Below are 22,626 nucleotides of genomic sequence, written 5' to 3'. Positions count from 1 at the left end.
TGCATGCGCTCGTCCTTCGGGGGCGGGTCGCGCAGCTGTCGGTGTGAGGGGACGCGGATGAACTTCCCGGTGTGGGTGTGGGCGGTGACGCTGGTCGCGCTGCTCGGCCTGATCGCGGCCGACCTGCTGGTCGTGGGGCGGCGGCCGCACGCGGTCGGCGTCAAGGAGGCGAGCCTGTGGGTGGCCTGCTACGTCGCGCTGGCGGCGATCTTCGGCGGACTGCTGTTCGTCTTCGCCGGGTCCACCAGCGGCGCGGAGTTCTTCGCCGGCTACGTCACCGAGTACAGCCTGTCGGTGGACAACCTGTTCGTCTTCGTGATCATCATGTCGCGCTTCGCGGTGCCCCGCGAGCACCAGCACCGGGTGCTCTACATCGGCATCCTGATCTCGCTGGTGCTGCGCGCGGTGTGCATCGCCGCCGGTGTCGCCGTGCTCAACGCGTTCAACTGGGTGTTCTACCTCTTCGGAGCGTTCCTGATCTACACCGCGATCAAACTCGCCCGCGACGCCGGGGGTGAGGAGTCCGACGACGAGGGCAGCGGCATGATCCGCGCGCTGCAGAAGTTCGTGCCCACCACCGACACCTACGACGGCGGCAAGATGCTCACCCGCGTCGACGGCAAGCGGATGTTCACCCCGCTGCTGCTGGTGGTGGCCGCGCTCGGGCTGGCCAACGTGATCTTCGCGCTGGATTCGATGCCGGCCATCTTCGGGCTGACCAAGGACGGGTTCATCATCTTCACCGCCAACGCCTTCGCGCTGATGGGGCTGCGACAGCTGTACTTCGTCATCGGCGGACTGCTCGACCGGCTGATCTACCTCAGCTACGGGCTGGCGGTCATCCTCGGTTTCATCGGGCTGAAGCTGATCATCGAGGCGCTGCACGGCTCGCACATCGAGGAGATCCACTTCCCGGTGCCCACCATCGGCATCGCCGCCTCGCTGGGCTTCATCGTGCTGACCCTGGCCATCACCACGGTTGTCAGCCTCGCCCGCTCGCGCGGCAAGCAGCAGCCGACACCCGAACCGGTGACCTCCGGCGCCGAGTCGGAATAAAGCGGGCCGCACGGCGTTGACCAGGCATGGCGCGCAAGACGCCGGAGAGGCTCCTGGCCGACCACCGGACCGAGGTGCAGCACCGCATCGAGTCGCTGCAGCGGCACCTCGCGTCCATCGTCGAGTCGGCGACCTGGACCACCAACGACGACGAGCACGACCCCGAAGGCGTCACGATCGCCTACGAGCGCGCCCAGACACAGGGCCTGCTGGCCGACGCCAAGGCCGAGCTCGATGCGCTCGACCAGGCCGCCCAGCGCATCGAGACCGGCACCTACGGCCAGTGCCAGCGCTGCGGCAAGCGCATCAGCAAGGAACGCCTCGAAGCCCTGCCCGCGGCCACCGTGTGCATCCGCTGCGCCTCGGCGCGACGCTGATCACCCCCGCCCGAAAGCGGACTCCATCCCCTGTCGGTGTCTCCACGAGCTCGGCGCCGCCAGCCCCGGAGCGCCCTGCCCGGGGAGTTTCGAATTTCGCGCGAAATTCGAGTCCCGAAGTTCCGAGTCGAATTTCGCGCGAAATTCGACACCTCGCTGGGGTCAGTCCTTGCCCACGGCCAGGCGGGACAGGCGGGTCGGGGTCGGCCAGCGGACGTGGTGGACCCAGCCGGCCTTCTCGAACAGCCAGATGACCCGGGCCGAGATGTCGATCTGACCGCGCTGGACGCCGTGCCGGGCGCAGGTCGGGTCGGCGTGGTGCAGGTTGTGCCAGGACTCGCCCATGCTCAGGATCGCCAGCGGCCAGAAGTTCGCGGCCTTGTCCCGGCTCTTGAACGGCCGCTCACCCACCAGGTGGCAGATGGAGTTCACCGACCAGGTCACGTGGTGCAGGAAGGCCACCCGGACCAGCCCGGCCCAGAAGAACGCGGTCAGCGCGCCCCACGCGGTGCCGGTGATGAGCCAGCCCATCAGGCCCGGCAGCAGGAACGTCGCGACCGTGAGCGGGCCGAAGAGCTTGTGCACCAGCCGCATGTCTGAATCGGCCAGCAGGTCGGGCACGAAGCGCTCCTGGTTGGTCAGGTCGCGTTCGAACACCCATCCCATGTGCGCGTGCCAGAAGCCGCGCACCAGCGCGGCCGGTGAGGTCCCGTAGGCCCAGGGGGAGTGCGGGTCGCCCTCGCGGTCGGCGAAGGCGTGGTGCCTGCGGTGGTCGGAGACCCAGTGCAGGATCGGTCCCTGCACCGCCATGCTCGCCACCACCGCCAGGGTGATGCGCAGCCACCGCTTCGCGCGGAAGGCGCCGTGGGTGAAGTACCGGTGGTAACCGACCGTGACCCCGAGGATGGTCAGCACGTACCACCCCGCGGCCAGCGCCACGTCCCACCAGCGCAAACCCCAGCCCCAGGCCAGCGGCACCGCGGCCACCAGGGCGAGGAACGGGCCGAGGATGAACACGTAGACCGACAGTTGCGGCCCCCAGGGCCTGCGACCGGCGAGGATGGGCTTCGGTCCGGTGATCTCAGCAGCGTCCAACTAGAGCTCCTCGCGTCGTGCGCGGAATGTCCCGCATCGCCCACCAAACCCCGAGGCGCTGCTGATCGCAAGGAACGGCGTGGCAACCGAGGGTGAACTGCCGACAATCCCCCGGATGCCGGGTGAGCCCTCGGCGCAGGCTGCCGGTGCCGGTCTACGACGCGGGCCGTAGTGCGGGTGTCGCTCCTGGCCCGACGACGCCGGGGCTGTTGCGGCCGATCCTGGACCCACCGACGAAGAAGGTGAGCAGTGATGGTGACCGAACTCCTCATGCAGTGGGGCCCCGGCGGCCCCGGACACGGTGGGCACGGCGGGGGTCCGTTCTGGATCTTCGGCGTGGTGTGGATGGTGCTGATCGCGTCGCTGATCGGCACGGTGATCTACGCGCTGCTGCGCAAGACCCGGCGGCCCTCGGCGACCGAGAGCGCGCGGACGATCCTGGCCGAGCGCTACGCGCGCGGCGAGCTCAGCGGCGAGGAATATCGGGAGCGCCTCGGCGAGCTGAGGTGACCAGCGCGATTTCAGTGGAAATCGGGATTGCGATTTCCACTGAAATCGTGCGCTCAGGGGCGGGTGAGGTGGGTGGTGAGGTTCCAGGAGCGCCAGCCGAGTTCGTCGGCGTCGGCGTTGATGTCGGCGACGATCGAGTGCTTGAGGTCGGTCGGCAGCCGGTCGATCGCCGGGAGGGCGTCGGGCGAGAGCGTGGCGAGGTATTCCGGGTCGATCTTGCCGGTCTGCTCGAAGCGGGTGACGTTGGCCCCGGCGACCGCGCCCTCCGGGTTGAGCGCGGCCAGCGCCAGCAGCGCGCCCATCGCGGTGGCCAGCACCGCGGTGGGTAGCCAGTGCGCGCGCAGCCGGAGTCCGGCGGCGATGATCATCGCGTAGACCACGCCGAGCCAGATCTCGCAGGTCATCACCAGCAGCCGCAGGACCGTGTAGCCGTAGGCGTCCTGGTAGGCCACCATCCGCGCCAGCGCGGAGCCGACGATGACCAGCGTGAGCACCGCCAGCGCGCCGGCCAGCCCGCGCAGCAGGTTGCGCTCGGCGGTGGTGCGCTTCGGGGCCCAGCGCGCGGCGGCGGCGATCACCGGCAGGGTCAGGATCGTCACGAGCGTGAGCTGCCAGAAGCCGCTGCGCGCGTAGGCGGAGAAGGTCAGTCCCGCGCTGTCGCGCACGTGCGCCGGTCCACCGAACAGCGACGCGGCTTGCACGACGATGAACAGGGCGAACAGCGCCACTAGCACGCCGATCGGGATGGCCCATTCCGGTCCGCGCAGGGTGCGCCGCTGCTCTGCGGGTGGGTCGAGCCGGGGCGGGCGCAGCGCGGTGAAGGCGGCGCCGAGCGCGAGCAGGGTGAAGGGGCCGAATACGAACGTCGCCCGGAAGAAGGTTTCGAAGTCCAGCTCGGGCATGACCGCATCGGCGATCCGCGCGAAGTTCTCATCGGCACCGGAGAACAGCGCGCCGAAGATCAGCAGCAGTGCCAGCGCGACCAGCACCGACAGCGCCATCCGCAGCGCACGGCTGCCGCGCAGCCGTCCGCGCATGCCGCGGGCGGCCCACGGCAGCGCTCGGCAGGCGGCGATGGGGACCGCGACGGTCATCAGCACCAGCTCGCGCACGGCGCGGGCGCCGGTGATCGCCAGCGCGGCGGCCACGGCCGAGGTCAGCACGCACAGCGCGGCCAGCCATTCGGCGCTGCGCAGCGCGCACACCGTCAGCAGCAGCGCACCGGTGGCCGCCCACAGCAGCCGGGCGGTGCCGGCGTCGCGGACGGCGAAGAGCAGGGCCGCTGTCGTGATGGCCCCGAACAGGGTCCAGCCGATGCCGGGGCCTTCCAGCGGGAGGAACACCGCGGCGGCCAGCCCGCTGATCAGGGCGGCCAGCAGTGCGCGGGGTGCGCCGGTGTCGGGCTTGGGCCAGAAGGAGTCGAACAGCGGGGGTGCCGGAACCGGGTGCGGCGAGACCACCGAGGGGGAAGCGATGTGGTCGGACATGATCCTCCAGTGCGAACCGTGCTTCGCCTGGAGACGCATCGACCCCGGCGCGGGTTGCTGCGCCGGGGTCGTGATCGTCGAACCGTTATCGAGCGGAGATGATCTCCGCGTCGGTGTGCTCAGCTGTTGCGGGCGGCTTGCCGGGAGCCGGGGGCGGAGAGTCGGCCGCGGGCGGTGACCAGGGCGGTGCGCGCGTTGGCGCGTTCGCCGTGGGCCAGGTGCTCGGCCGCGGAGCGCACTGCGGTCGCGGCGTCGGCCGAGACCTCGATCTGCGGGTGCTCGTCGAGCAACCCGACCGCGCGGGTGAGCTCCTGGCGGGCGCGGTCGGCCGGGTTGTTCGGCTTGGTCAGCAAGTCGATGAGGGCTGTGTCCACCGCGTCGCGCAGGGCCGCCTCGGTCGAGCTGTGCGGTAGTGCAGTCACGAGGCGGGAGTCTATGCGCTGAACGGCACAATGTGCTCGGCCGCTGATCACCCACATGGGTGGAACTCATTGCTCCGGTGCAACGGAGAGCTCATGGCGACCCGTCCTCTCGCCCTTTCAACTCCGAATTCCTTTCGGAAGGTGAGAGCGCCAGGTCCTGCCGAGCAATGATGCCGCTTGTTTCCGCTCATGTCCGTTCGGAGTGGCTTTTGCCTGGTTGAGCGGCTTTCGACGGTTCGTCCGCTCTGAGATGTGCCCTGACGCACATTTAGTTGCGCTATACAACTAACTTGTTACGGTCACGCAGTACCGAAATTTGCTCAGCGCGTTCGGCGCGGATGACCGGAACGAATGAGGCCCCCCAGGGCGAGGCGGGGTCGGAAAGGGCGCAAGCGTGACAACGGGCCAGCAATGGGACATCGTGACCAGCGTCGGGCTGACCGCCTTGGGCGTGGCCGCCGCGCGTGCGCTGGAAACCCACCGCGATGACCGGCTCATCTCCGACCCCTACGCGGCGGCGTTCGTCAAGGCCGCCGACGCCCCGGCACCGATGCCGACCTCACCGCAGGAGGTGGCGCAGCTGCCGGCCGATTCCATCTGGGCGCAGGCCAAGATGGAGGACTACATGGGCGTGCGGTCGCGCTGCTTCGACGACTTCTTCACCGACGCGGGCGAGGCCGGCATCCGGCAGGTCGTGATCCTGGCCTCCGGCCTGGACGCGCGCGCCCACCGCCTGGACTGGGCCGCGGGCACCACCGTGTTCGAGATCGACCAGCCCCAGGTCCTTGAGTTCAAGCAGACCGTCCTCGACGGCCTGGCAGCCTCCCCGAAGTGCGGGCACCGGCCCGTGCCGATCGACCTGCGCGAGGACTGGTCCTCGGCGCTGCTCCGAGCCGGTTTCGACACCGCAGCGCCGACCGCCTGGCTGGCCGAGGGCCTGCTGCCGTACCTGCCGCCGGAGGCCGAGCAGCAGCTGCTGTCGAGCATCGACGAGCTGTCAGCGCCGGGAAGCCGGCTGGCCGTGGAGGACTTCGCAGACGTCAGCAGCCTGTTCGAGGACGACGACCTCGCCGATTTCGGCCAGGAGTGGGGTCTGGACATGCGCGACCTGCTGCACTCCGACGACCGCCCGGAGGCGCCCGACGTGCTGCGCGGCTTCGGTTGGAAGACCGAGGTCGAAGGCGCCGAGGACAAGGCCGCCCGCTACGGCCGCGACCTGGCCGGGATGTTCGGGAAGATGACCGATGCCAGCCGGTTCGTGGAGGCCCGCAAGCCCGAATGAGGCCCGCGACCCGAAAGGAGCTGGTCGGCAGGTTCTTTCGGGCCACGGCACCGCGAGCCGGCGGGTCCTAGGATCGGGGAGTGGCCGAACAGGACTGGGACATCATCAGCGGCGTGGGCCGCACCGCGCTGGCGGTGGCCGCCGTGCGCGCCATCGAGAGCTGCCGACACGACCGGTTGATCGACGACCCGCACGCCGCGACGCTGGTGCGCGCGGCCGGGCAGGGCGTGGCGTTCCCGACCACGCCCGAGGCGCTGGCGGCCATCCCGGACGACGAACGCAGCTGGGCCGAACGCATCGACCACTACATCGGCGTGCGCTCCCGCGTCTTCGACGACTTCCTGGCCGAGGTGGCCGAATCCGGCGTGCGTCAGTTCGTGATCCTGGCCGCCGGCCTGGACACCCGCGCCTACCGGCTCGACTGGCCGTCCGGCACCGCGGTGTTCGAGCTGGACCAGTCCAAAGTCCTGCAGTTCAAGCGGGAGAACCTCGACCACCTCGAACCGGCGTGCCACCACCGGACCGTGGGCGTCGACCTGCGCGAGGACTGGCCCGCCGCGCTGATCGCCGCAGGCCTCGACCTCACCGCGCCCACCGGGTGGCTGGCCGAAGGGCTGCTGCCGTACCTGCCCGCGCAGGCCGAACGAGCCCTCCTGGAGACCATGACTGAGCTCTCCGCACCCGGCAGCCGGTTGGCGGTGGAGGAGTTCGGCGACACCGGCAGGATCCTCGACGACCCGAAGATCGCCGAGTTCGGCCGCAAGCAGGGCATGGACCTCCGCGCGATCCTGCACGACGACGGCCGCCCGCCCGTGACCGAGGTGCTGGCCGAGCTCGGCTGGCACGGCGAGGGCGAGCGCAGCGAGGACGCCGCGCACCGGCTCGGCCGGGACCCGCGCTTGGCGAGTGGCCCGATGCTCGAGATCAGCCGATTCGTGACCGCTGCGAAACCCGGGTGAAGACGATCACCGCGACCGGGCGGTCATGATCGGCGTAGCCTGGGAATTCACAGCGTCCGCGAAACGAAACGGGGGAACTCGGTGTTCCTGAACATTCTCGGCTGGATCGTGTTCGGCCTGGTCGCCGGCTTCCTGGCCCGCGCCATCGTGCCGGGCAAGGACAACATCGGCCTGCTGATGACGATCGTGGTCGGCGTCGCCGGTTCGGCCGTCGGTGGCTTCGTGTTCGGCCTGCTCACGGTGGGACTGCGCGGTTTCCAGCCGGCGGGCTTCATCGGCTCGGTCATCGGTGCGGTGATCGTGCTGGTCATCTACAACAAGCTCACCGGCCGCAAGCGCCGCGTCCGCTCATAGCCTGCGGCCGACGCCGACCAGCGCGGTGAGTCGCTCCGGGTTGTCGCCGACCTCGGCGGGCGAGACCGGCCGCCACTGCGGCAGGAACACCAGGCCGGGGTCGACCAGCTCGAAACCGTCGAAGAACGCGCCGATCTCGGTTCGCGAGCGGAACGTCATGGGAGTCGTGGTCCGCTGCTGGTAGAGATCTGCGTGGTCGCCGGCCAGGTCCGGGCGGCCTTCGGCGGTGGCGTGCGAGATGGCCAGGTAGCTGCCCGGCGCCACCGCGTCCCGGTAGCGGGCGATGACTTCGCGCGGTTTGGACTCATCGCCGATGAAGTGCAGCAGCGCGACCATCATCACCGCCACCGGCTGGTCCAGGTCCAGCAGGGCGGAGACCTCGGGGGAGGCGAGCACCTCGTCCGGTTCGCGCGCGTCGGCCCGCACGATGTCGGCGTCGGGGTTGTCGGTGAGCAGCGTCTTGCTGTAGGCGACGGCGACCGGGTCGGTGTCGACGTAGACCACGCGGGCGCCGGGTGCGGCCAGCTGCGCCACCTCGTGCACGTTGCCCACGGTCGGGATCCCCGATCCCAGGTCGAGGAACTGGCGGATGCCCTGCTCGACGCAGTAGTGCACGGCCCGGCGCAGGAAGGCTCGGTTGGCCTGCATGATCTGCGGCAGCTCCGGCCACATCGCGATCGCCTCGTCACCCATCTGGCGATCGACGGCGAAGTTGTGGCTGCCACCGAGGTAGTAGTCGTAGACCCGAGCCGCGTTGGGCCTGTCCAGGTCGACCTCGTCGGGCTCGGTCATCGCAAACCTCCTCACGGCTGGGCGGTGGCACCGCCCAGCCGTGATGCTAATGCCCGATCGGCCCGATTCGGTGTCAAGCGGCGGCCACGGTTCGGTTGCTGAGTCGTACCACCGCCGCCAGCGCCACCAGGGCGATCGCCGCACCGGCGGTCATGATCAGCGCCATCGCCGGGCCGTCGTTGCCCAGCACTCCCACCAGCGGCGCGATCAGCGCGCCGAGGCCGAACTGGCAGGCGCCCAGCAGCGCCGCGGCGGTGCCCGCCGCCTCGCCGTGGCGGCCCAGGGCCAGTGCCGGGGCGTTGGGCATCACGAAGCCCATCGATCCCAGGACCAGCCACAACGGCACCAGGAAGCCGATCAGTCCACCGGTTCCGGTTGTGGTCAGCGCGACCATGACCAGGCCGGAGAGGGTGGCCACGACCAGCGAGGTCACCACGATCTGCATGGTGGTGAAGCGGTTGAGCAGCACCACGTTGAGCTGCGAGGCGCCGATGAGGGCGACCGCTCCGGCGCCGAAGACCAGGCCGAAGCTCTGCTGGTTGAGCCCGTACTGCTCCTGCAGCACGAACGACGAGCCCGACACGTAGGAGAACAGCGCCGTCATGGCCAGCGCCGCCACGACCAGCAGCAGCACGAACTCGCGGTCGGTGAGCAGCGTGCCGTAGGTCTTGAGCACGGGTGCGAAGTGCGGGTCCTGCCTGCGCCGCGGCGGCAGCGATTCCGGCAGCGCCAGCACCGCCAGCACCAGCAGTGCCACCCCGAGCGCGGCCAGCACGCCGAAGACCCCGCGCCAGGAGGTCGACAGCAGCACCGCGCCGCCCAGCGTCGGCGCCAGGATCGGTGCGATGCCCATGACCAGGATCAGCCGCGACAGCGCGGTGGCCGCCGCGCGCCCGGACCACAGGTCGCGGACCACGGCCATCGCGACCACCATCGCCGCTGCTGCTCCGACGCCCTGGATCACCCGCAGCCCGCCGAGCACCGCCACGTTGGGCGCGACCAGGCAGGCCAGCGAGGCGAGGATGTGCAGCGCGGTGCCCGCGATGAGCGGTTTGCGCCGGCCCACGACGTCGGAGAGCGGGCCGATCAGCAGCTGCCCGAGCCCCAGTCCGAGCAGCGTTCCGGTGAGGGTGAGCTGCACGGTGGAGTCCGGTGCCCCCAGGTCCGCGCCGATCGAGGGCAGCGCGGGCAGGTACATGTCGATGGTCAGCGGGCCCAGGGCGATCAGCGCCCCGAGCACCACGATGATGCGCAGTCGCTTCAGCCCGGTCGGTTCGTCGGCGCGGACCTCGGTGGTCCGGGCCGGTGCCTCCGGGGAGTGCACGGCAACGTCTTCCATCGCTTCCTCTCGGGAATTCCGTTCGGTACCTGAGGGGGAGCGTGGTGGGAGTGGCTTTTGTTCCGCAGAATTGCGGAATTCGCTGTGATGCGGGTTACACGTCTCTCTATTGTGGACGCTATTCCCGGAATCGGTGACAATTCCATGAATTCCGAGTTCCACGCGGGCTGCCCGGGCGCGTGGGACCCGGGCAGCCGGGTGCTCAGTGCTGGGTGAGCATCGTGCGCATGGAGTCGATCTCGGACTGCTGGCTGATCATGATCTCCCGCGCCATCTGCTGGGTGTCGGGGAAGCGGCCCTTCTCGACCTCGGTGCGCGCCATCGCCACGGCACCCTCGTGATGCTTGATCATCAGCATCAGGAACTTCTGGTCGAACTCAGCGCCCTTGGTCTGGCTCAGCGTCGTCATCTCGTCGGTGGACATCATCCCGCTCATCGCGTGACCGCTGTGGTCGCTGTGACCGCCGTGGCCACCGTGGCCGGACTGCCCGGCGTTCCAGTCGCGCAGCCAGCCCGCCAGCTTGTCGATCTCCGGGCCCTGCGCCGCCTCGATGCGGGCGGCGAGGTCCTTGACCTGCTGGGACTGGGCGTTCTGGGCCGCCATCCGGGACATGTCGATGGCCTGCTGGTGGTGCGGCAGCATGCCTTGGGCGAACATCACGTCGACTTCGTTGTGCGCGGGCGCGGTCTGCGCCGGGGGAGCCGCCGGAGCGGGGTTCTCGGGCTGGCCGCAACCGGCCAGGAACGACAGGGACAGGGCGGCGCCGAGCGCGGCGAGGCCCGTGCGGGCGTGCTTCATCGGAAATTACCTCGTGTTCGGTTGGCTGGATCGGGCGTGACCGGTCGTGCCGGTTCGCAAGCGCCGATCAGCGCCGGAGTACGCAGAGTGCGGCGAGCCGCCGAGGTAAGGGGTCCGGAGGTCGCGCCCGCTCCAGTGTGCGCCGGAGGCGGGGCAGCAACATCTCGGCGATGGTGCCGAGGAGCAGTCGCAGTCGTGGGGCCAGCAGCGCGAGGAAGCTCGCGGCCACGGCCAGGCACAGGTGCAGCGCGCCGTGCCCGTCGGGCGCGGCGGAGTCGTCGGAGATCTCGACCTGGGCGTGCGCGGCGGCGGAGTGCTGCGGGTGGTGGGCGTCGTGCTGGGCGGGCACGTGGTGCATCAGCACCACGCCCAGCGCCAGGGCCAGCAGCAGGGCGAAGCGGAGCGCTCCGGTGCGCACGGGTGGCTCCGTCAGGACTTGACCAGGCGCGCGATCGCGTCGCTGGCCTCGCGGATCTTGTCCTCGGCCTGCTCGCCGCCCTCGGACATCGCCTCGGACACGCAGTGCTTGAGGTGCTCGTCGAGCAGTCCCAGCGCGACGGCCTGCAGCGCCTTGGTGGTCGCCGAGACCTGGGTGAGCACGTCGATGCAGTACTCGTCGTCGTCGATCATGCGCGCCAGTCCGCGCACCTGACCCTCGATGCGACGCAGTCGCTTGGCGTAGTCGTCCTTGTTGTGGGCGTAGCCGTGCATCGATTTACCTCCCCTGGGTCGGTGGACCCACCACCCTTTATACCCCAGGGGGGTAATTCAGGCCAGTCAGAGGAATTCGGAGCGCGCCGCCGGCCGCTCGGTGGCGGGTTCGTCCTGCTCGGCGCGGCGCATCCACAGCCAGCCGCCGAACTGCACGAGCGCGGCACCGCCGGTCAGGGCCACCGCGACGACCGCGTAGGCGGGCCAGCCGTTGATCACGCCGAGCACCACCGCCACGACGAAGAACAGCAGCGTGCGCACCAGCAGGATGCCGAGTCGGCTCTTGTTCATCACGGCCGGACCACCTCCGGTGCCCGAGTCTAGGCGTCGTCGCGGCGGTGTCGGTGCGGGCGTGCGGCATTGACGCTGCGTGTCGGCGCGCTTACTTTCGACAACGGGTGTCCGCAGATCGAAACGGAGCGCCGCATGCCCGAACCGCTGGGTCCGGATTCGCTGATGTGGCGCTACTTCGGTGATTGGCGGGGGCTGCTGCTGGCGCTGTGGGCCGGGTCGATGCAGAACATGCACCCGCAGCTCGGCGCCGGGGTGGAGGAGCACTCGGAGTTCTTCGACGAGCGCTGGGAGCGGCTCTACCGGTCGCTGTACCCGATCGGCGGCGTGGTCTACGACGGTCCGCGCGCTGCGGAGACGGCGCGGCTGGTGCGCGGTTTCCACAACGGCATCAAGGGCGTCGACGGGCGGGGCAGGCCCTACCACGCGCTCAACCCGGAGACATTCTTCTGGGCGCACGCGACGTTCCTGGTGATGCCGATCCTGATCAACGAGCGGCTCGGCAGACCCCTGACCGAGCAGCAGAAGGCACAGGTCTACGCCGAGGGCGTGCAGTGGTACCGGCTCTACGGCATGAGCATGCGCCCGGTCCCGCCGGACTGGCCGAGCTTCCAGCGCTACTGGGACCACATGTGCCGCGACGTGCTGGAGGTCAACAAGGCCACCCTCAACGTCCGCGACCTCTCCCGCATCGGCGCGCCCCCGCTGCTGCGGTGGCTGCCGGATTCGGCGTGGCGCCTCCTGCGGCGCCCGACGGTGCGGCTCATGCACTGGTTGACCACCGGCTGCTACGACCCGCCGATCCGCGAGAAGCTCGGCCTGCGCTGGAGTCGCCGCGACGAACTGCTGCTGCGCGCGGTGGGCCGCGCCTTCGCCGCGCTGTGGACCCTCGTGCCCTTCCACTTCCGCTACCACCCCCGCGCCCGCACGGCCTGGCACCGCGCTCAGGGCCGGCTCCCCGCGAACGCCCCGTTGGTGGAAACCCCACCCCGCAACTACCCACCACCGGACAAGCGAGGCGACCCCAAGCACTACTACCCGGCCAACACCACCTGAGTGCGAATTTCGAATTTCGCGCGAAGTTCGAGTCCGGATGTGGCCGGTCGAATTTCGCGCGAAATTCGAATGCTGCTGGTCAGCGCCAGTGGCGGTCGAGCTTGGCCACCTGCGGGGGTGTGCGGGGGCGGTCGGGTTGGGCGGCCCAGGTGATGCCGTTGGCGATGATCCTGCGGATCTCGGGCTGGTGGTAGACGGGGTAGCGCTGGTCGCCGGGGCTGAAGTAGAAGATGCGGCCGTGGCCGCGGAAGAACGTCACGCCCGAGCGGAAGACCTCGCCGCCGTCGAAGGAGGAGAGGAACAGCAGCTCGTCCGGGGCGGGGATGTCGAAGAACTCGCTGTAGGTCTCCTGCTCCGGGATCACCAGCGGGTTCGGCACGCCCTCGGTGATCGGGTGGTGCGGGGCCACGGTCCACACCAGCTCCTGCTCGGCGGCGTCGCGCCAGCCCAGCGAGCAGGTGGTGCCCAGCAGCCGCTGGAAGATCTTCGAGAAGTGCCCGGAGTGCAGCACCAGCAGCCCCATGCCGCCGAGCACGTGCCGCTGCACCCGGTTGACCACGGCGTCGTCGACCTCGCCGTGCGCGCGGTGCCCCCACCACAGCAGGACGTCGGTGTCGGCCAGCACCTCCTCGGCCAGCCCGTGCTCGGGATCGGCCAGCAGCGCGGTGCGCACGGTGGCCTCCGGCATCGCCTCCCGGATGCCCTCGGCCAGCGCGCCGTGGATGCCGTGCGGGTAGATCTCGGCCATCACCGGCGGATCCTGCTCCGCCTCGTGCACGCCCTCGTTCCAGACGGTGATGCGCAGCCCGCTCACGCGACCGCCACCTCCCGCTTCTCGGCGGCCGAGCGGTAGCAGGCGTCGATCACCTCGGCGCGGCGCAGCGCCTGCGACCCGTCGTTGTCGGCCCACTCCGCCGGAGTGCCCAGCACCCGCACGAAGTTCTCCACCACGGCCGCGTGCGCGCGCCCGGGCTCGGCGGTGGGCTGGTAGTCGGCGATCTCGCCGTCGACGTCGCGGTAGACGTGCAGGTCGCCGACCTGCGCCTTGGTGGCGCCGATCGCCTTGAGCTCGGCGCCGCCCTCGGTGCCCAGCACGCTGAAGTCGATGAGATCGACGGGGTTGCGGAACGCCGCCCACGAGGTCTCCAGCACCAGCGTGCCGCCGCCGTGCAGGCGGATGAACGCCGAGGCGAAGTCCTCGACCTCGAAACCGCCCTTGGCCTGCGCGGTTTCCCACTTCATGCCGCCGATGTCGCGCGGTCCGAGCTCGGCGTAGGTCACCGCGCTGACCGACTCCACCTTCGGTTCGCCCAGCAGGAACAGCGCGTAGTCCAGCACGTGCACGCCGATGTCGGCCAGCGGTCCGCCTCCGGCCATCTCGCGGCTGGTGAACCAGCTGCCGATCTTGGGGATGCCGCGCCGCCGCATCCAGGAGGCCTTGGCGTAGTAGGGCCGTCCCAGCTCCCCCCTGCGGATGATCTCGCCGAGGGTCTGGATGTCGCCGCGCAGCCGGTGGTTGAACGCCACGTCGAGCACCCGACCGGACGAACGGGCGGCCTCGACCATCTGCCTGCCCTCGATGCCGTTGCGCGCCAACGGCTTCTCGCTGAGCACGTGCAGCCCGCGCTTGAGCGCGGCGATGGCGATGGGCGCGTGCAGGAAGTTCGGCACCGCGATGCTCACCGCGTCCAGCTCCTCCAGCTCGACCAGCTGCTCCCAGCTGTCGAACAGGTGCCGGGCGCCGTACTGCCGGCCGAGCGAGGCCAGCGTGTCGGTCTCCTGCCCGGCGATCGCCACGATCTCGACGTGGGGCAACGCCTGGTAGGCGGCGAGGTGCTGCTGTCCCGCCCAGCCGACACCGACGACTCCGACCCGGAACGTGGGGTCACTCATCTCACGGACTCCTTCATTCTGCGGTGGTTTCAGCCCTTGATCGCGCCGGCGGTGAGACCGGCCACGATGCGCTTCTGGAAGACCAGCACGAGCACCAGCAGCGGCAGGGTGACGAGCACCGAGGCCGCGCTGATCGTGCCGATCGGGTGGTCGAAATCGCTGGTTCCTGAGAAGTAGGCGATGGCGACCGGGACGGTCCTGGCCTCCGGGGTGGAGGTCAGGGTGACCGCCAGCAGGAATTCGTTCCACACGGAGATGAACACGAGGATGGCGGTGGTGGCGATGCCCGGCACGGCCAGCGGCAGGATCACCTTGCGGAACGCGGTGAACGGGCTGGCCCCGTCGATCAGCGCGGATTCTTCCAGCTCGAAGGGGATTTCGCGGAAGAACGAGGTGAGCACGAAGATCGCCATCGGCAGCGCGAAGGTGAGCTTGGGGATGATCAGCCCGGCGAGGGTGTCGTAGAGGCCGATGTCGCTCCAGATCTTGAACATCGGCGCGGCGATGGCGATCACCGGGAAGGTCGTCACCGACAGCACCAGGCCGAGGATGGTCCCCTTGCGCGGCAGCTTCAACCGCGCCAGCGCGTAGGCCGCCAGCGATGCCAGCAGCAGCGCCAGCGTTGTCGTGACCACCCCGACCACGAGCGAATTGCCCAGCGCGGTCAGGAAGTCCTCGTCCTGCAGCACTTCCAGGTAGTTGCGCAGCGACGGCGAACCGGGGTAGAGCGACCCGGAGGACAGTTCGGCGCCGGTCTTGAGCGAGGTGTTGATCAGCCAGTAGAACGGCACCAGCGACGCCAGCATCACCAGCAGCGCGAACAGCAACGTCAGGGGTCTGGTCATGACTCCTCCTCCGCGACCTCGCGGATGTTGCCGCCGGCGAAGCGGATGTAGACCAGCGACACGGCCATCACGGTGATGAAGGTGAGGATCGACAGCGCCGAGCCCTGCCCGATCAGCCGCTGCTCGCGCAACTCCTGGTAGGCGATCATCGACATCGTCTCGGTGCCGTTGGCGCCCTTGGTCAGCACGAACGGCAGGTCGAAGATCCGCAGCGCGTCGAGCAGCCGGAAGATCGCCGCCAGCGCGATCGCCGGGCGCAGCAGCGGCAGGGTCACCCGCCAGAACGTCTGCCAGCGGCTGGCCCCGTCCAGATCGGCGGCTTCGTAGACCTCGCCGGGGATCACCTGCAGCCCGGCCAGGACCAGCAGCGCGACGAACGGCGCGGTCTTCCACACGTCGGCGACGATGATCACCACCATCGCGTAGCCCGGTTCGGCCAGCCACACCTGCTCGCCGCCGGGCAGGCCCAGCGCCCGCAGCAGCCCGGTGACCAGGCCGAGGTTGGACTCGAACATGGCCTGCCAGGTGATCGCCGAGACCACCGTGAGCACCGCGTAGGGCACCAGCAGCACCGAGCGCAGCAGGCCGCGTCCCCGGAAGGCCATGTTGAGCAGCAGCGCCATCGCCACGCCGAGCGCGACTTCGAGGGCCACCGAGGTGAAGGCGAACAGGAAGGTCTGCCCGAAGGCCTGCCACCACTGCTCGGAGAGCAGCGCGTTCCAGTAGTTGCTGAGCCCGACGAACTGCGACAGGCCCGCGTGCCGGACGCTGTAGACGTTCAGCGACAGCCAGATCGCGTACCCGATCGGTACGGCGGCCACCAGGAACATGATCACCAGGGCGGGGGAGACCATCCACACCGCGGTGCGCCGCTGCTGGGCGTCGACTCGGCTCATCAGAACGTCTCCTGGGCGGTCTCGACGTCTGCGGCCATCTTCCGCACGCCCGATTCCACGTCGGTCTGCCCGGAGATCACCTCGTAGACGTTGTCGTAGATGGCGCGCGAGACCTGCGCGTACACCGGTGAGCGCGGGCGCGGTTTGGCCTGCAGCAGCGACTCCTTGAGCTGGGGGATGAACGGCAGCTCGGCGCGCACCTGCGGGTCGTCGTAGAGGGCGGCGAACACCGGGGCCTGGGCGGTGTCGAGCACCATCTTCTTCTGGAACTGCGCGCTGGTGGCGTAGTCGATGAGCGCGATCGCCGCGCCCGGGTCGTCGGACTTGGCCGCGATGGCGAGGTTCCAGCCGCCCAGCACCGCGGCCGGTTTGCTGCGCTCATCGAAGGCCGGCAGCGCCACCGCTTCGGTGACCGGCCCTGCCGGGGTCTCCTCGATCAGCTTGTGCGCGCTGGGCCATTGCCGCAGGTAGCCGGCCGCGCCGGACTCGTAGGCGCGGCGGGCGTAGTCCTCGTCGTAGGTCAGGCACGCGCGGTCGATGGCCCCGGATTCCAGGCCCTGGGTCATCAGCCGCAGCACCTCGCGGGTTTGCGGCGAGTCGACGGTGACCCTCCCGGAGTCGTCGATCACCGAACCACCGGCGGAGTAGAGCAGTTCCAGGAAGTTGGCGGTCAGCCCCTCGTAGCGCTTGGCCTGCATCTCCACCCGCTGCGACCCGTCCTGCCCGGCCTGGGCGTAGACCTCGCGCCAGGTGGTGGGCGGGGGAACGCGGTCGGCGCGGTAGAACAGCAGTCCGGCGTTGGTGTAGAAGGGCACCGCCCAGTCGCGCCCGTCGTAGCGGACCGTTTCCAATGTGGACGGGATCAGCCGGTCGCGGTGGCCTTCGGTGAGCTTGCTGTGGTCGAGCAGCCAGCCTTGGGTGGCCCACTCGCTGGTCCAGGTCACGTCGGTGAGGTAGATGTCGCACTCCGAGGAGCCGCCCTCCAGCCGCTGCAACGCCTGGGCGCGGGTGGAGTCGGTGTCCTGGCCGATCTCGATGTAGCGCGCGGTCAGCCCGGTGCCGCGCGCGTTGAACTCCTGGGTGAGGATTTCGAAAACGCCGGTGTCGCGCACACCGCAGATGGTCACCTCGCCGCGCGCACCCCGCGCTGAGGCGGGATCGGCGATGTGGGCCGGGGGTGCGTGCTCGCCCGGCGGGCCGGTCGGGGGAGCGCTCGCGCAGCCGCTGAGGACCAGCGCCGCGGCGGCGACGGCGGCCCAGGGCCGGGGTGAAGGCATGGATGTCTCCGCTTCGCGGTTCGTCGGCGGTGACGCCGGGCAGACCCGGGCACCGGTCGAAACGGCGGCGTGAGACGGATCAAATCGTTGCCGCGCGGATGCGGGGTGTCAAGGGATCTCTCGGACCAGGACGGGAATTCCCTCCGGGGACAGCACGTTCTCGATGCCGGCGACCACCGCGCCGGCGAGTCCGGCAGAGCGGCCGAGGGTGCTGTTGGCCAGCGACAGGTGGCGGGTCGCCAGCGGCAGCGCCCGGCGGTAGACGACGCTGCGGATGCCGGCCAGCAGGTCGTCGCCGACCGAGGTGATCAGTCCACCTAGGACGATCCGCTTCGGGTTGTAGAAGTGCACCAGCATCGCCACCACCTCGCCGATGGTGGCCGCGGCGGTGCGGATCCGGCGGATGGCGAGGGCGTCGCCGTCGCGCAGCAGCCGGGCCAGGTCGTCTATGGTCTCCGGCCCGCCGGCCTCGGAGCGCAGCCCGCGCAGCACGGCGGCGGCGGAGGCGACCGCTTCCACGCAGCCGACGTTGCCGCACTGGCAGGTCACGTCGTCGGCGCCCGGGACCCGGATGTGCCCGATGTCGCCGGCGGCGCCGTCGGAGCCGCGGTGCAGCTCGCCGGTGGCCGAGACGATGCCGCCGCCGATGCCGGTGCCGATCTTGAGGAACAGCAGCGGTGATTCCTCGGCGGGCAGCGCGCGGGCCTCGCCCAGCGCCATGAGGTTCACGTCGTTGTCGACCGAGGCGGTGCAGTCGAACCGGTCGGCCATCGTGTCGCCGACCGGGAAGCCGTCCCAGCCGGGCATGATCGGCGGGCGCACCGGCATGCCCATGCGCGGGTCCACCGGTCCGGGCAGGCCCATGACCAGGGCTTTGACCTCGTCGGTGGCGATGTCGCTGTTGCGCAGCAGTGCGCGCAGCTGCTCGGTGAGCACGTCGAGGGCCTTCTCCGGCCGGACCGAGATGTCCAGCGCGACCTGCTGCTCGGCGAGAAGGTCCTGGCCGAGGTCGGCCACGGCCAGGCGGGTGCTGTGGGCGCCGACGTCGGCGGCGAGCACGACCCCGGCGCGCGGGGCGATGGTCAGCCGGTGCGCGGGTCGGCCGCGGCCGCCGCCGCCCACCGCGCCTCGTTCGGCGACGACTCCGGAGGTGATGAGGGCGTCGAGGTGGCTGTTGACCGTGGAGCGCGCCAGGCCGGTGCGCTTGACCAGTTCGGCGCGGCTTTCGGCGGTGCCGGAGGCGATCAGCCTGGTCAGGCCGCTGAGCACCAGGTCGCCGTCGGCGCGCCCGGACGTTCTCGGCACGGTGAGCCGGACCGGTTCCCATCCCATGCTGGCCCCCTCTTGGCCGATTTAGGGCTGATTTATGACCGAAAAGAAAATAAATGATAGCCCTTGTCGGCTTAAAAAAGGGGTCCTAGCGTGAGCGGTGACGAAAATCGGGCGTGAGACACCCGTCGTTGTTCGTTGATCCGACTACGAGGAGGCAGGCGCGTGAGCCCTGGGAAGTCCAGGCGCGGCGCGGCGATCGTGGGCGCCGGGATGATCGGCGAGGTGCACCGGCGCTCCGCGCTGCTGGTCGGCGCCGAGATCGTCGGCGTGCTGGCGTCCACACCGCAGCGTTCGCTGGAGAAGGCGGGGGAGTGGGGCGTGTGCGCCTTCGCCTCCGTCGACGAGGTGCTCGCCGACGAGCGCGTCGACGTCGTGCACATCTGCACCCCCAACGCCACCCACGCGCCCTTCGCCGAGGCCGCGCTGGCGGCGGGCAAGCACGTCATCTGCGAGAAACCGCTGGGGATCTCGCTGGCGGAGGCCGAGCGGATGGCCGCCGCCGCGGACACCAGCGGACTCGTGGCCACCGTGCCCTTCGTCTACCGCTACCACCCGCTGGTGCGCGAGATCCGGGCCCGGCGGCAGGCCGGCGAGTTCGGTGACTGGCACCTGCTGCACGGCAGCTACCTGCAGGACTGGATGCTCGACCCGGATGCCTCCGGCTGGCGCGTCGACCCCGAGCGGGGCGGGGTGTCGCGGGCGTTCGCCGACATCGGCTCGCACTGGTGCGACCTCGTGCAATGGGTGTCGGGGGAGACCTTCACCGACGTCTTCGCCGAGTTCTCCATCGCCGTGCCCACCCGACCGGCCGCGGGCGGAGCCAGCTTCAGCGGCCCCAGGGGCGACACGGCTGAGCGCGTCGAGGTGCGCACCGAGGACACCGCGGCGCTGCTGCTGCGCACCGGCACCGGCGTGCTCGCCTCGGCCACGATCTCGCAGGTCGCCGCGGGCCGGAAGAACCGGCTGTGGTTCGAGCTCGACGGCTCGGGCGGCAGCGCGGTGTTCGACCAGGAGAACCCCGAGCAGGTCTGGCTCGGCGGCGCTGAGGGCAACCGCGTCCTGGTGCGCGACATCGGCACCGGATCCGCCGAGCACCGCCGGCTCTCCAAGCTGCCGGCCGGGCACGCGCAGGGCTACGCCGACTGCTTCGACGCGTTCGTGGCCGACACCTACGCCGCCATCGACGGCGACGAACCCGAAGGACTCCCCACGTTCACCGACGGGCTCCGCTCGGCCAGGTTGGTCGAGGCCGTCGTGCGCGCTTCCGGAAACGGCTCCTGGACGAAGGTGTGATGATGCGACTCGGAATGCTCACCGCGTGTCTTCCGCAGTGGACGCTGGAACAGCTCGCCGGTTGGGCGAAGGTCAACGGCTACGAGGCGCTGGAGGTCGCGGTCTGGCCGCGCACCGGCGGCCGCGACTTCGAGGCCGCGCACCTGCCGGTGGCCGAGTTCGGATCGCAGCAGGTCGACGAGACCACGCAGCTGTTCGAGCGCTACGGCCTGGAGCTGTCGGCGCTGGCCTACTACGAGAACAACCTGCACCCCGATCCCGCGCGCCGCGAGGAGATCCGCACCCACCTCAAGCACTCCATCGACGCCGCCCAAGCGCTGGGCGTGCCCTACGTGGGGACGTTCATCGGCCGGGACTGGACCAAATCGGTGGCCGACAACCTCGCCGAGGGGCAGCGGGTGCTGCCCGAGCTGGTCGACTACGCCGGTGAGCGCGGGGTGAAGCTCATCGTGGAGAACTGCGTGATGGAGGGCTGGCACCCCGACGGCTACCCCGGCAACCTGGCTTATTCGCCGGAGCTGTGGGAGTGGATGTTCTCGCTGGGCTTCTACCTCAACTGGGACCCGTCGCACCTGACCTGGATCGGGATCGACCCGGTGGAGACCATCGCTCCCTACATCGACCGGATCGTGCACGCCCAGGCCAAGGACGTCGAGCTGGATGCGGGCGCGCGCAACCGCTACGGCTTCTTCGGCAAGGTCGACAAGGTCGGCAACCCGTGGGACATGGGCTGGTGGCGCTACCGGGTGCCCGGTCTCGGCCAGGTTGACTGGCCCAAGGTCGTCGACCGGCTCTACGAGCACGGGTTCACCGGCACGCTCTCGGTCGAGCACGAGGACCCGGTGTGGGGCGGCGACGACGAACGCATCACCCAGGGCCTGCGCATCGCGCAGCGGAGCCTGCGGCCGCTGATCGTGGCTTGATCCGCTCTCCTGGGAGGAAGAGGACCTTGCCGACACTGTCCGTTCAGCTCTACAGCGTCCGCGACCAGCTGGCCGCCGAGCAGCCCGCCACCCTCGCCCGGCTCGCCGAGATCGGGTTCCGGTACGTCGAACCGTTCGGGCTGGGCTCGCTGGGCACGAGCCAGGCCGAGCGGCTGGCGGCCACCCGCAAGCTCCGCGCCGACCTCGACGCCGCGGGCCTGGCGGTCTCGGCCGTGCACGCCGCGCTGCCAAGCGTGGCCGAACTGGCCGAGGAGTGCGCCGAACTCGGCGCTGAGACCGCCTTCATCCCGCACCCGCGCCAGATCCCGGGTTTCGGTGAGGAGACCTTCGCCGACACCGCGGCGCTGGACGCCTTCGCCGACGTGCTCGGTCAGGCCGCCGCCGACGCCCCGGACGGCCTCGCCCTGGGCTACCACAACCACTGGTTCGAGTGGGCGGAGGTGGCCGGCGGTGCCGCCTACGACCGCTTCTGGCAGCGCACCCACCCCGGTGTGCTCGCCGAGCTCGACGTCTACTGGGCGGTCGCGGCCGGAGCGGACCCCGGCGAGGTCCTGCGCACCCTCGGCTCGCGGGTGGTCTCGGTGCACCTCAAGGACGGCCCGGCCACCCGGGACACGCCCCAGACGCCGCTGGGCACCGGAGCCCTCGACCTCGAGCAGGTCCTGGCCGCCACCGCGTCCACCCCGTGGCACGTCGCCGAGATCGACACCACCGACCACGACCCCTACGACCTGCTGGCGACCAACGCCGAAGTCCTCCAGACCCACGGTTCCACCGTCGCCTGACGCCACCCCCACCCTTCGAATTTCGCGCGAAATTCGAAGGCTTCGCGTCGCCGTCGAAATTCGCGCGAAGTGTGAAACGTTCCCCGCGCTCGGGCGTGTACGTGCAGGTCAGGGTGCCGTGCCGGCTGGGGCGGTCGAATTTCGCGCGAAATTTGAATGCCTACGCTCGGGTCGTCGCCTGGCGAGGTGCAGCCGGGGTCGGGTGCGGGTCCGGTTGGGTCGGGGTGCGCGTGGGTGGTCGGTGCGGGCGGCGGGGTGCGTGCGCGGAGGGTGATCGGGTGGGCTTGTGCGGGGTGGGAGATATCGAACCGGTGACGGGGCGGTGTGTGTCGTGGGGTGCGCCCCGGGTTGGGGTTGATGATGTTCTCATGTCTGAGAACGGGTCGAAGGGCGCTGGGAACGGTGCGGAGCGGGAGTCCGGCGCGCTGGACCCGACCGCCGAGGACGCCACCACCGGGAACGGAACCGCCAAGGACGCCGCGGCGACGGACGCCACCGGGCCGGGCTCCGGAGGCACGGGTGCCGTGGAGAAGGTCGGGGAAAGCCGGCCCGGGGCAGGCAAGCACGAGCTGGCGTCGTCTCAGAGCCGCACCGGTGTGCTGTGGACGGCGCTGGCGGTGGCCGGTGTCGTGCTGGTCTTCCTGCTGATCTTCGTCGCGCAGAACTTCATGTCGGTGACCGTGCACTTCCTGGGCCTGCAGTTCAGCCTGCCGCTGGGCCTGGCGCTGCTGTTCGCCGCCATCGTCGGGGGCGTCCTGGTGTGGCTGGCGGGCACGGCGCGGATGATCCAGATGCGCCGCGCCGCCAAGAAGGCCCGCAAGCAGAGCTGAG

Annotated in this window: 26 protein-coding genes; 11 read left to right on the top strand and 15 right to left on the bottom strand. The window is 70.2% G+C overall.

What is annotated here, in order from left to right; all coding sequences use genetic code 11:
• Positions 1-57: 57 nt before the first annotated feature.
• Entirely contained in the window at positions 58-1,056 is a 999-nt protein-coding gene (locus R4I43_RS27935; protein ID WP_324268680.1) for a TerC family protein, read from the top strand.
• A 26-nt stretch (positions 1,057-1,082) separates the two neighbouring features.
• Positions 1,083-1,433 carry a TraR/DksA family transcriptional regulator gene (locus R4I43_RS27930; RefSeq protein ID WP_324268679.1) on the top strand — a complete coding sequence of 117 codons (351 nt, stop codon included), beginning with the start codon at positions 1,083-1,085 and terminating at the stop codon, positions 1,431-1,433.
• A gap of 162 nt (positions 1,434-1,595) precedes the next feature.
• Here the strand turns inward: R4I43_RS27930 and R4I43_RS27925 are convergent, their stop codons facing one another.
• Positions 1,596-2,528 (bottom strand): acyl-CoA desaturase, encoded by a 933-nt coding sequence (locus R4I43_RS27925; protein ID WP_324268678.1) that lies wholly within the window; start codon positions 2,526-2,528, stop codon positions 1,596-1,598.
• Positions 2,529-2,780: 252 nt separating this feature from the next.
• Between R4I43_RS27925 and R4I43_RS27920 the strand changes: the two genes are divergently transcribed.
• The gene (locus R4I43_RS27920; protein WP_324268677.1) at positions 2,781-3,038 is read left to right on the top strand and encodes an SHOCT domain-containing protein; all 258 of its coding nucleotides are present in this window, start codon (positions 2,781-2,783) and stop codon (positions 3,036-3,038) included.
• A 53-nt stretch (positions 3,039-3,091) separates the two neighbouring features.
• Here the strand turns inward: R4I43_RS27920 and R4I43_RS27915 are convergent, their stop codons facing one another.
• Entirely contained in the window at positions 3,092-4,525 is a 1,434-nt protein-coding gene (locus R4I43_RS27915; protein ID WP_324268676.1) for a DUF4153 domain-containing protein, read from the bottom strand.
• Positions 4,526-4,644: 119 nt separating this feature from the next.
• Complete coding sequence (locus R4I43_RS27910) at positions 4,645-4,947, bottom strand: hypothetical protein (protein ID WP_324268675.1); 303 nt, start codon at positions 4,945-4,947, stop codon at positions 4,645-4,647.
• A 394-nt stretch (positions 4,948-5,341) separates the two neighbouring features.
• Here R4I43_RS27910 and R4I43_RS27905 point away from each other — a divergent pair, with 394 nt between their 5' ends.
• From R4I43_RS27905 to R4I43_RS27895, 3 genes are all read left to right on the top strand, one after another.
• Complete coding sequence (locus R4I43_RS27905) at positions 5,342-6,229, top strand: class I SAM-dependent methyltransferase (RefSeq protein ID WP_324268674.1); 888 nt, start codon at positions 5,342-5,344, stop codon at positions 6,227-6,229.
• 80 nt (positions 6,230-6,309) lie between these two features.
• Entirely contained in the window at positions 6,310-7,188 is an 879-nt protein-coding gene (locus R4I43_RS27900; protein WP_324268673.1) for an SAM-dependent methyltransferase, read from the top strand.
• 81 nt (positions 7,189-7,269) lie between these two features.
• The gene (locus R4I43_RS27895) at positions 7,270-7,542 is read left to right on the top strand and encodes a GlsB/YeaQ/YmgE family stress response membrane protein (RefSeq protein WP_407691324.1); all 273 of its coding nucleotides are present in this window, start codon (positions 7,270-7,272) and stop codon (positions 7,540-7,542) included.
• Here the strand turns inward: R4I43_RS27895 and R4I43_RS27890 are convergent.
• From R4I43_RS27890 to R4I43_RS27865, 6 genes are all read right to left on the bottom strand, one after another.
• Positions 7,537-8,334, bottom strand: a complete 798-nt coding sequence (locus R4I43_RS27890; protein ID WP_324268672.1) for an SAM-dependent methyltransferase — start codon at positions 8,332-8,334, stop codon at positions 7,537-7,539. The genes R4I43_RS27895 and R4I43_RS27890 overlap by 6 nt on opposite strands.
• Before the next feature lie 73 nt (positions 8,335-8,407).
• Complete coding sequence (locus tag R4I43_RS27885; RefSeq protein WP_324268671.1) at positions 8,408-9,673, bottom strand: Bcr/CflA family efflux MFS transporter; 1,266 nt, start codon at positions 9,671-9,673, stop codon at positions 8,408-8,410.
• A gap of 202 nt (positions 9,674-9,875) precedes the next feature.
• Positions 9,876-10,472: a DUF305 domain-containing protein gene (locus tag R4I43_RS27880; RefSeq protein ID WP_324268670.1), complete on the bottom strand. Its 597-nt coding sequence runs from the start codon at positions 10,470-10,472 to the stop codon at positions 9,876-9,878.
• A gap of 67 nt (positions 10,473-10,539) precedes the next feature.
• Complete coding sequence (locus tag R4I43_RS27875; RefSeq protein ID WP_324268669.1) at positions 10,540-10,890, bottom strand: hypothetical protein; 351 nt, start codon at positions 10,888-10,890, stop codon at positions 10,540-10,542.
• Between the two features lie 11 nt (positions 10,891-10,901).
• A complete protein-coding gene (locus R4I43_RS27870; protein WP_324268668.1) occupies positions 10,902-11,183 on the bottom strand; it encodes a metal-sensitive transcriptional regulator in 282 nt (93 codons plus the stop codon).
• A gap of 66 nt (positions 11,184-11,249) precedes the next feature.
• Positions 11,250-11,474, bottom strand: a complete 225-nt coding sequence (locus R4I43_RS27865; protein ID WP_324268667.1) for a hypothetical protein — start codon at positions 11,472-11,474, stop codon at positions 11,250-11,252.
• A gap of 135 nt (positions 11,475-11,609) precedes the next feature.
• On the opposite strand from R4I43_RS27865, the gene R4I43_RS27860 reads away from it, so the two are divergent.
• A complete protein-coding gene (locus tag R4I43_RS27860) occupies positions 11,610-12,530 on the top strand; it encodes an oxygenase MpaB family protein (protein WP_324268666.1) in 921 nt (306 codons plus the stop codon).
• A 79-nt stretch (positions 12,531-12,609) separates the two neighbouring features.
• Here R4I43_RS27860 and R4I43_RS27855 read toward each other — a convergent pair whose 3' ends face one another.
• The 6 genes from R4I43_RS27855 to R4I43_RS27830 form a co-directional block, all read right to left on the bottom strand.
• Complete coding sequence (locus R4I43_RS27855; protein ID WP_324268665.1) at positions 12,610-13,344, bottom strand: ThuA domain-containing protein; 735 nt, start codon at positions 13,342-13,344, stop codon at positions 12,610-12,612.
• A complete protein-coding gene (locus R4I43_RS27850; RefSeq protein WP_324268664.1) occupies positions 13,341-14,423 on the bottom strand; it encodes a Gfo/Idh/MocA family protein in 1,083 nt (360 codons plus the stop codon). The genes R4I43_RS27855 and R4I43_RS27850 overlap by 4 nt, the downstream gene beginning before the upstream one ends.
• A 29-nt stretch (positions 14,424-14,452) precedes the next feature.
• Complete coding sequence (locus R4I43_RS27845) at positions 14,453-15,268, bottom strand: carbohydrate ABC transporter permease (protein ID WP_324268663.1); 816 nt, start codon at positions 15,266-15,268, stop codon at positions 14,453-14,455.
• Positions 15,265-16,164 carry a carbohydrate ABC transporter permease gene (locus R4I43_RS27840; protein WP_324268662.1) on the bottom strand — a complete coding sequence of 300 codons (900 nt, stop codon included), beginning with the start codon at positions 16,162-16,164 and terminating at the stop codon, positions 15,265-15,267. The genes R4I43_RS27845 and R4I43_RS27840 overlap by 4 nt, the downstream gene beginning before the upstream one ends.
• Positions 16,164-17,441 carry an ABC transporter substrate-binding protein gene (locus R4I43_RS27835; protein ID WP_324268661.1) on the bottom strand — a complete coding sequence of 426 codons (1,278 nt, stop codon included), beginning with the start codon at positions 17,439-17,441 and terminating at the stop codon, positions 16,164-16,166. Before R4I43_RS27835 ends, R4I43_RS27840 begins: the two co-directional genes overlap by 1 nt.
• Before the next feature lie 108 nt (positions 17,442-17,549).
• Positions 17,550-18,773, bottom strand: a complete 1,224-nt coding sequence (locus R4I43_RS27830) for an ROK family transcriptional regulator (RefSeq protein ID WP_324268660.1) — start codon at positions 18,771-18,773, stop codon at positions 17,550-17,552.
• A gap of 162 nt (positions 18,774-18,935) precedes the next feature.
• On the opposite strand from R4I43_RS27830, the gene R4I43_RS27825 reads away from it, so the two are divergent.
• The 4 genes from R4I43_RS27825 to R4I43_RS27810 all read left to right on the top strand — a co-directional run bounded on the left by R4I43_RS27825 (position 18,936) and on the right by R4I43_RS27810 (position 22,625).
• Positions 18,936-20,066: a Gfo/Idh/MocA family protein gene (locus tag R4I43_RS27825; RefSeq protein ID WP_324268659.1), complete on the top strand. Its 1,131-nt coding sequence runs from the start codon at positions 18,936-18,938 to the stop codon at positions 20,064-20,066.
• A 2-nt stretch (positions 20,067-20,068) separates the two neighbouring features.
• Positions 20,069-20,989, top strand: coding sequence for a sugar phosphate isomerase/epimerase family protein (locus R4I43_RS27820; RefSeq protein WP_324268658.1), 921 nt, complete (start codon positions 20,069-20,071; stop codon positions 20,987-20,989).
• Positions 20,990-21,015: 26 nt separating this feature from the next.
• Positions 21,016-21,795, top strand: coding sequence for a sugar phosphate isomerase/epimerase family protein (locus R4I43_RS27815; protein ID WP_324268657.1), 780 nt, complete (start codon positions 21,016-21,018; stop codon positions 21,793-21,795).
• A gap of 368 nt (positions 21,796-22,163) precedes the next feature.
• Complete coding sequence (locus R4I43_RS27810) at positions 22,164-22,625, top strand: LapA family protein (protein WP_324268656.1); 462 nt, start codon at positions 22,164-22,166, stop codon at positions 22,623-22,625.
• Position 22,626 lies beyond the last annotated feature (1 nt).

The sequence above is a fragment of the Saccharopolyspora mangrovi genome (assembly GCF_035320975.1).
Classification (GTDB): domain Bacteria; phylum Actinomycetota; class Actinomycetes; order Mycobacteriales; family Pseudonocardiaceae; genus Saccharopolyspora; species Saccharopolyspora mangrovi.
This window is presented reverse-complemented; position numbering and strand designations above follow the sequence as displayed.